Source organism: Nostoc sp. T09 (genome assembly GCF_002154695.1).
Lineage (GTDB): Bacteria > Cyanobacteriota > Cyanobacteriia > Cyanobacteriales > Nostocaceae > Aulosira.
The window spans coordinates 32,064-43,009 of record NZ_MTAV01000268.1; the positions used below are offsets into that span (position 1 = coordinate 32,064).

Below are 10,946 nucleotides of genomic sequence, written 5' to 3' on the forward strand. Positions count from 1 at the left end.
TGCTTAGTTGTTAAGCTCAACATCAACTTTTGAAGACAGATCCCCACAGGCGACCGCCCGCAAAAAGGATGGAAATATTTCTTTCTCTATTCCCTATTTTCAACTCAGAGTTTGATCAACCAAAATAGCTGGGTGCGTTTCCAGCTTTCCACTTGATATTGCACCCAATACTTGGGTTTTGCTCATCTGGTACAGGTTTATCTGTCAGCACCGCTTCAATAGCTGCACGTAAATCTGCGCCTGTTACAGGTTTGCCATTACTTGGTCGGCTATCATCCAATTGTCCCCGATAAACGAGTTTGCGTTCGCTATCAAATACAAAAAAATCAGGGGTACAAGCTGCTGTATAAGCCTTGGCAGTTTCTTGAGTTTCGTCGTAGCACAAGGGAAATTTCAACCCTAATTCTGTTGCCATTGCCTTTAAAGACTCTGGTGCATCATCTGGGTAGTTTTTTGCATCATTAGCACTAATAGCAACTATTCCCAAATCGCTAGTGAAATAGTCTTCTCCTAGCAGCGCCAATTGTTTTTGAACGTGTTTGACAAACGGACAATGCCGACAAATAAACATGACTAACAATGCTTTTTTATCGGCAAAATTAGCCAAGGAAATTGTTTCTCCAGATACTACTTCTGGTAGATGAAAATCTGGAGCATTAGTGCCAAGAGGCAACATTGTAGAAGCAGTTAAAGCCATAATTTCTCTGGTACTGTGTCCATAAAAACGGCTGGTACTGTCAGTTATTTTCAAAATACCATTGATTTTACATAAAATTAGAGACGGGATATTTCCTGTCTCTGCGCTTGTTAAAAAAATATTAAAATCAGCAATTCAAATTAGCTTTTACAGATTTGCCAACAGGCCAACGATCCCGTGTCCTGTGAAAACTTCTAATGCGATGAGAGCTACAAAACCAATCATTGCTAAACGACCGTTGAGGAGTTCTGCATAGGTTGTAAACCCAGTGCGATCGCCTTGCTCATCTACATACACTTTTGGCTCGATCGCAAAGTTGTTCATTAGTCCCTGATCGTCAACGATGGCAGCATTTGTACGCATGAGATTTTACCGGCTTGAATCACTATGTAACGGAGTGTAACGTAAATATTAAATTTTGTAAACTAAATGAGTCTGCTGAAGATGAAGTCCAAGGCAGAGATATGATAGTGAATCGTTCTCATGGAGATGTCTAACGAACAGGTTGCACAACTTATTAGTAGGCACTCCTAGCCACCAATCAAGCCTTAACTAGCTCATGCATCGATTCCGCGTAGAGGTTATTAGCAAAACACCCAATCCTCAGCAGGTGATTTATGCCGCCATGCATCAGGACTACACTGAGGGGTTCGTGTTTGACGAGCGCGACTCGTGGCCTTCGGAGTCACAAAGCGGCGAAATTATTGTGAAGCGACTTTTAGCAGGTGAAAGAGGACATTATGGGCCTTTAGAACATCCCCAGATTGTCTTTAACTGTGGCTACTTTCCCCACAGTGTCATGCAGCAGGCACGTACACACAGGGTAGGTGTATCATTTGATGTACAATCTTTTAGGTATACAGGTAACCAATTTATTGATGTAGTAAATGGTAAGAAAGACATCGAAGATGTTTTCTACCTGCGTCCTGTTGGTTATTACAGTGATAGACAAGGCAAAAAGTACTATTATTCACCAGAGCAAAGAGCATCAGATTTAGAGTGGTGTTTTGAAGCAGCCAAGCGATACAAAGCTGACTTTGAGGCGGGAATGTCTGAGGAACACGTAAGAGGTAAAATGCCTTTTGATTATCGTCAGCATTTTGTAGTAAGTTTCAATTTACGGTCTTTCTTGCATTTTTGTGACTTGAGGAACAAGAAAGACGCTCAACTCGAAATTCAAAAGTTATGTGAAATGATGTGGCCCCATTTTGCAGATTGGGTGCCAGCGATCGCAGAATGGTATGAAAAGTCTCGTCTGGGCAAGGCGAGATTAGCACCATAAACTAATTCTAGAGTCAAAATCCGGGTTTAGACTATATTTAAATACTGGCTAAACGACGATGGATATTCAAAAAGTTCTAAGCGATCGCCGAATTATTTGCTCTGATCCAGATATCATGAGTGGAAGCCCTGTGTTTGTGGGAACAAGAGTGCCATTGCAGACTTTTTTCGACTATTTGGAAGGTGAAGGCGGTTTAGCCGAATTTTTGGCAGATTTTCCACATTTGCAAACTCAGGTTTTACAAGTATTGGAGATAATTACAAAAGCAATGCTGAATCAGGAGCAAATTACTTGTGCTCATTCTGCTTGACGAAAATCTCCTGAACAAAAAGTTGAAGAAGCCGTATATGTGTGGAAAAATCACTGATCATCGTCGTTCAGACGGCTACTTATTACCGCCAATGCAGTTTGTGATAACGTTGCACCTAATCCTGCTACCGCTATAAATAATTCTAAATTGTTATTAAAAAATAAATAACCCATTAATAGAGACAGTGGAATAGTACCAAGAGAAATTAATATTCTAATATTAAAATTTCTTCTTCTAGCTATCTTTTTTTTCTCGATTTCGCGTTGTAATTCAGGAGCAGTACTAGAAAACTGACGTGTTAGTATGTCTACTCTCCCCGGTTCATAAGCTGATTCTTTATCTGCTGCTGACTTATTCTCGAAAAAAACCATTGTGCACAATGGTTCTCCCAGATTAAGCTTTATACTTTTTCTAGAATGATTAGTGATAGCAATTAATAGTTTACCTTCCCAATCAGGATCAACAGTTGTAGATATGTGAGATAAACCCTTTGATACTTGAGAAACCTTAGATAATATTAATGCCGAAACTTTTTTGTTTATTGGCATTTTAATTTCTTCTAGAGTAGTAATAAGAACTGTATCACCTGCATCAATCGTCACTGGACAATTATCATTTACTTGAAATTGCCCTTTTAAGGCAGATGCATAACTATTTCCAACGCTCAAATCATAACTTCCAGGTTTTAAGCTATTTTGTTTAAATGGATTAATATAAATTTTGGGATTATCATCGTCTCTTTGCTGCCATTCCTGTTTGGTAGTACATATCATTTTGATCAGATCAGTATCAGCTAGTAATGACATAATTTTTCCTTATACATGATTATTAGGATTACTTAGAAGTTATACACATCTTCCGTTTTAATGTGTAATATTATACGTTATAATATAATGTTGGATTAAGCATTGTAATCTTTGCTATGCGAACCTTGCCTAAATTAAGCTAAATATTACACTACTGCGATTGTCTGTTATCTTTATAACTACAAACTAGTAAAAGTCACCAGATCATTTTATAAAAAATTTTTAAATATACGCTACTTTTAATTAAATAAATCGCTAGCTAATATAATTAGCTAGCGATTTATTAGTCAATATACATTTAAGCTAATGAAATTAAAAATACTTAAGTTAAATGAGTCAGCCATTATCCCCCAATATGAACATCCAAATGATTCTGGGCTAGATTTAATCTCTGTAGACGAACTAGAAATTCCTCCTGGGGAAAGTAGATTGGTATGTACTGGTATATCAATAGATTTACCACAAGGAACAGAGGCACAAATTCGTCCTAGAAGTGGTTTAGCTCTTAACCATCAAATAACAGTTTTAAATACACCGGGTACGGTAGACGAAGGTTATCGAGGAGAAATAGGCGTAATATTAATCAATCATAGTAAAAACCTTTTTAAAGTGAAAAAAGGAATGAAAATTGCCCAAATGGTTATCACACCAGTAATTCATGTTGAAGTTGAAGAAGTTGATAAGCTCAGTCATACATCTAGAGGAACTGGTGGTTTTGGCTCAACAGGGATAATAGCAAATTCTAAACTTGCAGATTATTAGACTATACGCGAGCCAGTGTCACCATTTCTACCTGATCCTGATATTTACCTTGACGGGTCTCGTAACTAATAGCGCAGGGTTCGCCTTCTAAAAATAGTAACTGTACTACTCCTTCATTAGCATAGATGCGACAGTCGGCACTAGAAGAATTAGAGAACTCTAAGGTAAGATGACCCCGCCAAGCAGCTTCAGCAGGTGTTAAATTGGCAATTATGCCACAGCGTGCATACGTAGATTTCCCTATGCAAATCACAGTAATATTATTTGGAACCTCTAGCTTTTCTAGGGCTACGCCTAGACCATAGGAGTGAGCAGGTAAGATAAAGTAACTACCATTAACATCCGTATGTAAAGGCGTTGATTCTAGATTTTGAGGATTAAAGTTTTTGGGATCAATAACAGTTCCGGGAATGTGGCGAAAAATGCGGAACTCAGATGAAGAAAGGCGGATATCATAGCCATAAGAAGATAAACCATAGCTGATTACTGGTTTAGTCCTTATTTCTGGGTCTTGTTGCACTTTTCTGATTAAAGTTGGCTCAAAAGGCGAAATCATACCCTTTTGAGCCATTTGAGTAATCCAAATATCGTTTTTAATCACAAGTTCACAGCTAATTCAAACCGACTTACTAGGATAGCGTGAAGTGGCACTAAATTTATTTATGCGGATTCTCTCTTTACTATTGTCTACTCGTTTCCATTACTGCTTTGTTCCAAGAAACGCCTAACCAGTTCTTCAGTCCGATCGACAGCGTAATCAATGGTTTTGATTAACTCGCTAATGCTTTCCTCTAGTTGCACCTGAAAGCTGTCTTGCCGATCAGCTAATCGGTCAATTTTGTCACCAAGCTGAGTGATCGCTTGGGTGTTCACTTCCTGCTGTTGAGATACGCGATTCAGGCTGGCAGTAGTTTGTAGCAGCAGCAATTCTATTTGCTCAAGCCTGCTTGGTTGTGGTTGCCCGTTGTATTGTCCTGGGGAGTCGCTCATGCAGCACCTTTGCCTTTTGCGGTTTTTGGTGGAGAGGTTTCACTTCTTATAGATTAATACTATGCGGGCTAAGGGCTATGACTGCGCCGGATTTCGGTAATTTGATCTGCTACATCCAAAAGAGATTTGGGCGTGTCTGGTCCAGTTAGGATGATATCGATATGGGGAGGGCGTTTTGCTAAAAATGCTAAAACTTCAGCTTCTGGGATCAGACCAAAGTTGATCGCTAAACTTAACTCATCTAAGACAACGAGAGAATACTTACCCTCGAAGACTACCTTTTGTGTATGTTGCCACAGTGTTTGTAAAGCTTCATTTTCGGTATCGTCTAGCTGTGGTGTATCGATACAGCGAGGCAAATCGCAACGAATCCAATCTAAATTTTGCCCCATTTGAATGGGTCGTTCATGTCCTTGACGAATGCCACCTTTGAGAAACTGTACTACTAACACTGGCGTGCCTTGACCGGCAATTCTCAGTGCTTGAGCCATAACATTCGTAAAAAAGTTACGGTGTGAGCTAGTGAAAACTTGCACTAGCCCTTCAACAGGGGATAGTAAATTGAGGCTCGAATTTACACTTGGAGTATCTAGCTGGGCTACCATAAAATGAAGTTTAAAATATTACAAAGTAACAAAGTGATTTTCCTGAGACAGGTGAGCGCAAATCTACCTGTAAAATCAATTCAATTTTCACAAATGTGTTGTATTTGGCAAGTTGCATTCTTAGTCAAGCACTAGGTTTGCCCAGAAGTCAAGGGTTAATGATATTGGCATCGATCGCTTGTAAATGCAAGTATTTGTAAAAATAAAAACACATAACTAGCAGTGAAAATTCATCAAAACCTTGGGTGCAAGAGCTGAAAATCAGTAGATGTTAGATTTCCCATTTGTTTGGGCACAACAGAGTAAGTAAGTAGTGAATTTGACAGGATGAGGAGTGAATTGTTGTGAGATTGGTGATTCTGGGTGGTTCAGGATCGGGGAAAAGCACTCAAGCACAAAACCTTTGTAGACACTTTAATATTCCTAAGATTTCTACAGGTGAAATTTTACGAGAAGCAATGTCTGGCGACAAGCAGCTCCTCTTTCAAGAAGAGAGTCCACCTATGTACCTCAACAATCACCTATGTGATTTGGGCCGCCATGCACAGCCATACGTAGAAAAAGGGGAGCTAGTCCCTGATGAAATGATGATTGAGTTGATTCGGACGCAGCTGATACAGCTTGATTCAAAGTCGGGTTGGTTATTGGAAGGCTATCCTCGTACTGCTTTTCAAGCAGAGGAATTAGATTTTTTATTGGAATATTTAGGACAAAAGTTAGACTGGGCAATTTATTTACAAGTACCAGAAGCTATTATGGTTAATCGCTGTTTGGGGCGATCGCTTCCCGATGAGCAACCCGAAATTGTACAGCGCCGGATAGAGTTATTCTACGATCGCACTATTCCCATACTCGAATATTACGACCGTCGCCGCCGACTTTTGACTATTAATGGCGACCAATCACCAGAAGTTGTGCACCACCATATTCTCAATCTACTTTTAGTTTCTTAAGAAAATCTGCAATTTTACTACAGAGTTTCATTACGTTAGTTTTACGCTGACTATACAATTGGACCTCTAGAGAGACTGTGGCGCTAAGGTAACCTTAAGGCAGTATTTCATATGAAAATTTTGAGGCAACTCCAATGGTTTGGCAGCGTCCAGACGGCCGGTACCCCTACCAACTCCGTCCTATCAGCTTTGACAGTGGCTTTACCCGCTTTGCTCCTGGTTCTGTGCTGACAAAATGTGGTGATACTCAAGTACTTTGTACTGTTAGCGTTACTGAAGGAGTGCCCAAGTTTCTAGCAGGAAGTGGCAAAGGTTGGTTAACTGCTGAATATCGTATGCTTCCCAGTGCCACACAACAACGGCAAGAAAGGGAATTGATGAAATTATCAGGACGGACGCAAGAAATTCAACGCTTAATTGGACGCAGCTTAAGAGCAGCATTAGATTTTGAGGCACTGGGAGAACGTACCCTGACTGTAGACGCCGATGTATTGCAGGCAGATGCCGGAACGAGGACAACAGCAATTACAGGCTCCTTTGTAGCGTTAGCTAATGCCATTTCCCGATTATTGCACCAAGGAAAACTAGAGCGATCGCCCCTGTGCGGACAAATAGCAGCAGTCTCCGTAGGTTTGTTGCAAGAAGAGCCATTTTTAGATCTGAACTATATCGAAGATGTGGCTGCAACAGTCGATTTCAACGTCGTAATGAATCAAACCCTGGAGCTTATTGAAATCCAGGGAACAGGAGAAGAAGGTAGCTTTAGCCGTAGCCAGTTGAATCAGTTATTAGATTTTGCAGAAAAAGGAATTCAGGAATTGCTAATCGCCCAAAGAGAAGCGATTACCGACTGGGATGAGATTTTTGTGCGGGATTGATCAAGGAGATGAGGGAGTGAGGGAGGTGTGGGAGGTGTGGGGAGTGTGGGAAGTGTGGGAAGTGTGGGGAGTGTGGGGAGTTTTGTTCCCCATCTCCCCAGAAAATACTTAGTAAATTTTTATTGTTATTTTGTAATGTTACTGATTAATTTTGTGAATATTTGGTGAGATTTAAAAAATGTGCCTGATGTGGCTTTAATCAACAAAATACTAATGATGTTAAAAGTTTCAAAAGTTAAAAAGGGGGACTGTAATAAGTTCGGTATTGTATTGCTGGAAGCAGGCAAAGTAATGATAAAGCCATGAGCAAAACGGTCGAAGTTCTACCGGATCAGTCAGCGCTAGTTAAACGGGCGCTAGACTTGATCCTGCCCAAGATAGATACTGCTATTAAAGAGCGGGGGCAGTTTACCATTGCCTTAGCTGGCGGCAGTACACCTAAGCCGTTGTACGAAGCGATCGCCAATCAAAAACTGCCTTGGGATAAAATCCATGTATTCTGGGGAGATGAACGTTATGTTCCACCAGATCATCCTGATAGCAATGAACTGATGGCGCGTCGTGCGTGGCTAGACCGCGTTAATATTCCAGCCGCTAATATTCATGCCATGCCGACTTTGGAAGCTGACCCCGCAGTTGCAGCGGCTAAGTACGAACGGCATCTGCAAAACTTTTTTAATTCTGCATCTGGAGAATTCCCGTCTTTAGATGTAGTTTTGCTAGGAATGGGTGATGATGCACACACTGCATCTTTGTTTCCGCACACAGAAGCGTTAAAAGTAAGCGATCGCTTAATTACAGTGGGTAATAAAGATAGCAGCATCCGCATCACCTTCACCTACCCATTCATCAACTCGGCTCGCAGCGTCATGTTTCTAGTTGCAGGTGCTAATAAACGACCAGCTTTAGCTCAAGTATTTGCACCCGTAGCCGATGAATTCACTTACCCATCACGCTTGATTCAGCCCCAAGGAGAACTTTGGTGGTTGCTCGATGCGGCGGCGGGTTCGGAACTCCAAACTTAAGTTACCTATCAGGAGTAATTGTTAAAATCGAAAGCTAGAGTTGCATCTGTGGCGAACTTTTGATGCCTGCGGCAAGCCGCTGTGCGTCTACGGCGGTAGCCGCCGCTCAGAGTTCTCTCTGCTTGCCAGTCCCATTTTATGATGAGCTTGAACAAAGGCTTAAATCCATGATCGTCTGCCCTAATTGCAATCACCCCAACCCAGACGGCGCTGTCCAGTGTGAAGCATGTTATACGCCGTTACCAGCGACTAACAACTGTCCCAGCTGTGGGGCAACTGTGCAGGCAGATGCCGCTTTCTGTGGTCAGTGTGGCTATAACTTGCGCGCAAGTGCCGCAGCGCCTCCAACAGCGGTAGCAGCAACCGTCGCACCTGACGTTCCTTTAGAAGTACCAGCGTTGGTTACTCCTGACCCACTTGTAGAACTGATACAACCAGACCCCTTGGCAGTTCCCAATCCGGTGGCGGTTTCACCCTTACCGCCAACAGCAGTGGCGGTTCCTCCAGAAATAACAACACCAGTAGCACCGCCACAGGTAGTAGAAATCAGTGCAGCACCACAACCTGTTGTTTCTGGGCAAGGCGCTCCTACTCCGCTTCCAGAACCGGAACCGGAACCAATCGCAGCACCCGAACCAGAACCAATCGCAGCACCCGAACCACAACCAGTAGCCGCAACACCCCCACCTGCTGTCAGCCCAGCCAGAACTCAATTACAGCAGGTAACAGCCAGCCTATTCCACGTCCAAAGCGACACCAATATAGAATTGCCCCAAACGCTGTCTGTAATTCATATCGGCAAGCCTAATGACCGCATTCCCCCAGATGTGGATGTCTCTGGATTTCCTAGTTCGGAAATTGTTTCGCGGATTCATGCAGATATTCGCGTTGAGGGGGATGCTCATTATATAGAAGATGTCGGCAGTTCCAATGGCACCTACATCAACAATTTGCCACTATTACCGGGGAACAGACACCGCCTCAGACCAGGCGATCGCATCAGTTTGGGTAAGGGAGATATGGTAACATTCCTCTTCCAACTCGCTTAGACAAATTTTGTAGTCAGGACTTTAGTCCTGACTATGAGAGTTTTTTATCCCTGCTTGAAACTAAATAAGTAGATTAGGATGGAAGAAAATACACTCAAGCTGTTGAGGTAATTACGTTAAGGGACTTGACTCATGAGGGAACCAGGAAAAAATTTTAAAAACTTGCTTCCCCAAGAAGCACCGCCAGAAGTAGAACGCATGGGACTAACCTGGCTAATTGCCGCAGCGATCGCGACTGTAGTGCTGTGGCAAGTCCCAGGAGGCGATTATATTTTATACCCCTTTACTATCCTAGCTACTTGGTTTCATGAAATGGGCCACGGCTTGATGGCATTGATATTAGGGGGACAGTTTCAGAAATTACAGATTTTTGGCAATGGTTCCGGTGTAGCAACTTATCGCATCGCTTCGTCATTAGGGCCAATCGGCCCGGCCTTGGTTGCAGCCGCAGGGCCAATGGGTCCACCGATTGCCGGTGCAGCTTTGATTCTGGCTTCCCGCAGTTTTAAGGCAGCTTCCCTCAGTTTGAAAATATTAGGGGGTTTTTTGCTGCTTTCCACATTGGTTTGGGTACGCTCGTTATTTGGATTTGTAGCAATTCCCTTACTGGGTTTAATTATCTTGGGTATTGCTTTGAAAGCGCCGCGTTGGGTGCAGGGGTTTGGCATTCAATTTCTCGGCGTACAAGCTTGTATAAGTACATACCACCAACTCGATTATTTATTTAGCTACAGCGCAGGTCCCTTAGGACTTTCCGATACGGCACAAATGCAGCGGTATCTGTTTTTACCTTATTGGTTTTGGGGTGGGTTAATGGCGATCGCATCTTTGGTGATTTTAGCCCGAAGTCTCCAAGTCGCTTATCGTCATTAATAATTAACCGCCGATATAGGCACGTGGAAGGCAGCTTCCCACAGGTTATGCCGATAAATGTTGATAAGATACACTCTAAAGTTTCCCATTGCAAAATAAGTGCAGAATGGAAGATAAAGGGCAATTTAAATCCAGAGTGTGTTCATGACGGCTGATGTAACTACGGCTACACCTGATTTTGCGGCATTATCTCAAGCTGCGGCTACTTATCGAGGCGAAGGTGGTAAACTTCCGTCTGCTTCTTTGATGGTGGATGCGTTGCTAGCAGCAGAAAAAGCTGCCAAGCAGCAACGGCTAACTTATAACTTTGATTCTCTCGTTGGCAAATGGCGGCTTTGCTTTGCTACTGGGACACGCAAGGTGAGAAAGCGCGGGGGAATTGTCTTAGGTAAGGGTTTGTATATGCCTAAATTTGCCGCAGCGCATATTTCCTTTAGTGCAAGTTCAGAACAGGATTTGGGTAGAGGCGAAATAGGAAATCAGGTGCAAGTAGGCCCGGTGTTAGTGAAACTTACGGGGCCAGCAAAATATTTAGGCAAGAAAAATTTATTGGCGTTTGACTTTACCCAAATGCAAATCAGTCTGTTGAGTCGTGTTGTTTACAACGGACAGATTCGCTCTGGTAAGGTGCAAAACGGAGATTTCTACAACCAGCCTATCCCTCTTCTGTCACTTTCCGGGTATTCTGAATAAAAGAATAAAAAAAGAAAACCCTG

15 protein-coding genes are annotated in these 10,946 nt (G+C 42.4%); 9 read left to right on the forward strand and 6 right to left on the reverse strand.

All coding sequences use genetic code 11. From position 1 onward, the window contains the following. Window positions 1-115 precede the first annotated feature (115 nt). Both BV372_RS34775 and BV372_RS34780 read right to left on the reverse strand, forming a co-directional pair. On the reverse strand, window positions 116-697 hold the full coding sequence (locus tag BV372_RS34775) for a thioredoxin family protein (protein WP_086692182.1): 582 nt from the start codon (window positions 695-697) through the stop codon (window positions 116-118). Between the two features lie 147 nt (window positions 698-844). Further along, a complete protein-coding gene (locus tag BV372_RS34780) occupies window positions 845-1,060 on the reverse strand; it encodes a chlorophyll a/b-binding protein (RefSeq protein ID WP_086692185.1) in 216 nt (71 codons plus the stop codon). Window positions 1,061-1,256: 196 nt separating this feature from the next. Between BV372_RS34780 and thyX the strand changes: the two genes are divergently transcribed. Together thyX and BV372_RS34790 are read left to right on the forward strand one after the other, a co-directional pair. Continuing rightward, window positions 1,257-1,979 (forward strand): FAD-dependent thymidylate synthase, encoded by a 723-nt coding sequence (gene thyX, locus BV372_RS34785; RefSeq protein ID WP_086692187.1) that lies wholly within the window; start codon window positions 1,257-1,259, stop codon window positions 1,977-1,979. A gap of 58 nt (window positions 1,980-2,037) precedes the next feature. Continuing rightward, the gene (locus BV372_RS34790; RefSeq protein WP_086692190.1) at window positions 2,038-2,289 is read left to right on the forward strand and encodes a DUF433 domain-containing protein; all 252 of its coding nucleotides are present in this window, start codon (window positions 2,038-2,040) and stop codon (window positions 2,287-2,289) included. A gap of 50 nt (window positions 2,290-2,339) precedes the next feature. Here the strand turns inward: BV372_RS34790 and BV372_RS34795 are convergent, their stop codons facing one another. Further along, complete coding sequence (locus tag BV372_RS34795; RefSeq protein ID WP_086692193.1) at window positions 2,340-3,095, reverse strand: hypothetical protein; 756 nt, start codon at window positions 3,093-3,095, stop codon at window positions 2,340-2,342. 306 nt (window positions 3,096-3,401) lie between these two features. On the opposite strand from BV372_RS34795, the gene dut reads away from it, so the two are divergent. Then, window positions 3,402-3,857, forward strand: a complete 456-nt coding sequence (dut, locus tag BV372_RS34800) for a dUTP diphosphatase (RefSeq protein WP_086692196.1) — start codon at window positions 3,402-3,404, stop codon at window positions 3,855-3,857. 1 nt (window position 3,858) lies between these two features. Here dut and dcd read toward each other — a convergent pair whose 3' ends face one another. The 3 genes from dcd to BV372_RS34815 all read right to left on the reverse strand — a co-directional run bounded on the left by dcd (window position 3,859) and on the right by BV372_RS34815 (window position 5,452). After that, on the reverse strand, window positions 3,859-4,428 hold the full coding sequence (gene dcd / locus BV372_RS34805) for a dCTP deaminase (protein WP_218776817.1): 570 nt from the start codon (window positions 4,426-4,428) through the stop codon (window positions 3,859-3,861). Between the two features lie 116 nt (window positions 4,429-4,544). Next, window positions 4,545-4,847, reverse strand: a complete 303-nt coding sequence (locus tag BV372_RS34810) for a hypothetical protein (RefSeq protein ID WP_086692202.1) — start codon at window positions 4,845-4,847, stop codon at window positions 4,545-4,547. A 68-nt stretch (window positions 4,848-4,915) separates the two neighbouring features. Next, complete coding sequence (locus tag BV372_RS34815) at window positions 4,916-5,452, reverse strand: P-loop NTPase family protein (RefSeq protein ID WP_086692204.1); 537 nt, start codon at window positions 5,450-5,452, stop codon at window positions 4,916-4,918. A 344-nt stretch (window positions 5,453-5,796) separates the two neighbouring features. On the opposite strand from BV372_RS34815, the gene BV372_RS34820 reads away from it, so the two are divergent. From BV372_RS34820 to BV372_RS34850, 6 genes are all read left to right on the forward strand, one after another. Then, window positions 5,797-6,405 (forward strand): nucleoside monophosphate kinase, encoded by a 609-nt coding sequence (locus BV372_RS34820; RefSeq protein ID WP_086692208.1) that lies wholly within the window; start codon window positions 5,797-5,799, stop codon window positions 6,403-6,405. A gap of 134 nt (window positions 6,406-6,539) precedes the next feature. Then, window positions 6,540-7,283, forward strand: a complete 744-nt coding sequence (gene rph / locus BV372_RS34825; RefSeq protein WP_086692211.1) for a ribonuclease PH — start codon at window positions 6,540-6,542, stop codon at window positions 7,281-7,283. 302 nt (window positions 7,284-7,585) lie between these two features. Then, window positions 7,586-8,308 carry a 6-phosphogluconolactonase gene (gene pgl, locus BV372_RS34835; RefSeq protein ID WP_086692215.1) on the forward strand — a complete coding sequence of 241 codons (723 nt, stop codon included), beginning with the start codon at window positions 7,586-7,588 and terminating at the stop codon, window positions 8,306-8,308. Between the two features lie 167 nt (window positions 8,309-8,475). Continuing rightward, window positions 8,476-9,357: an FHA domain-containing protein gene (locus BV372_RS34840; protein ID WP_086692219.1), complete on the forward strand. Its 882-nt coding sequence runs from the start codon at window positions 8,476-8,478 to the stop codon at window positions 9,355-9,357. A 132-nt stretch (window positions 9,358-9,489) separates the two neighbouring features. Further along, window positions 9,490-10,230, forward strand: coding sequence for a M50 family metallopeptidase (locus BV372_RS34845; RefSeq protein ID WP_086692222.1), 741 nt, complete (start codon window positions 9,490-9,492; stop codon window positions 10,228-10,230). Between the two features lie 144 nt (window positions 10,231-10,374). Further along, a complete protein-coding gene (locus BV372_RS34850; RefSeq protein ID WP_086692225.1) occupies window positions 10,375-10,923 on the forward strand; it encodes a hypothetical protein in 549 nt (182 codons plus the stop codon). Window positions 10,924-10,946: the final 23 nt, after the last annotated feature.

Coding starts and splice junctions, on each gene's coding strand:
- BV372_RS34815 (WP_086692204.1), bottom strand. CDS start 5,452: ATGGTAGCCCAGCTAGATACTCCAAGTGTAAATTCGAGCCTCAATTTA.
- BV372_RS34850 (WP_086692225.1), top strand. CDS start 10,375: ATGACGGCTGATGTAACTACGGCTACACCTGATTTTGCGGCATTATCT.
- dcd (WP_218776817.1), bottom strand. CDS start 4,428: ATGGCTCAAAAGGGTATGATTTCGCCTTTTGAGCCAACTTTAATCAGA.
- rph (WP_086692211.1), top strand. CDS start 6,540: ATGGTTTGGCAGCGTCCAGACGGCCGGTACCCCTACCAACTCCGTCCT.
- BV372_RS34780 (WP_086692185.1), bottom strand. CDS start 1,060: ATGCGTACAAATGCTGCCATCGTTGACGATCAGGGACTAATGAACAAC.
- BV372_RS34775 (WP_086692182.1), bottom strand. CDS start 697: ATGGCTTTAACTGCTTCTACAATGTTGCCTCTTGGCACTAATGCTCCA.
- BV372_RS34795 (WP_086692193.1), bottom strand. CDS start 3,095: ATGTCATTACTAGCTGATACTGATCTGATCAAAATGATATGTACTACC.
- BV372_RS34845 (WP_086692222.1), top strand. CDS start 9,490: ATGAGGGAACCAGGAAAAAATTTTAAAAACTTGCTTCCCCAAGAAGCA.
- BV372_RS34810 (WP_086692202.1), bottom strand. CDS start 4,847: ATGAGCGACTCCCCAGGACAATACAACGGGCAACCACAACCAAGCAGG.
- dut (WP_086692196.1), top strand. CDS start 3,402: ATGAAATTAAAAATACTTAAGTTAAATGAGTCAGCCATTATCCCCCAA.
- pgl (WP_086692215.1), top strand. CDS start 7,586: ATGAGCAAAACGGTCGAAGTTCTACCGGATCAGTCAGCGCTAGTTAAA.
- BV372_RS34790 (WP_086692190.1), top strand. CDS start 2,038: ATGGATATTCAAAAAGTTCTAAGCGATCGCCGAATTATTTGCTCTGAT.
- BV372_RS34840 (WP_086692219.1), top strand. CDS start 8,476: ATGATCGTCTGCCCTAATTGCAATCACCCCAACCCAGACGGCGCTGTC.
- thyX (WP_086692187.1), top strand. CDS start 1,257: ATGCATCGATTCCGCGTAGAGGTTATTAGCAAAACACCCAATCCTCAG.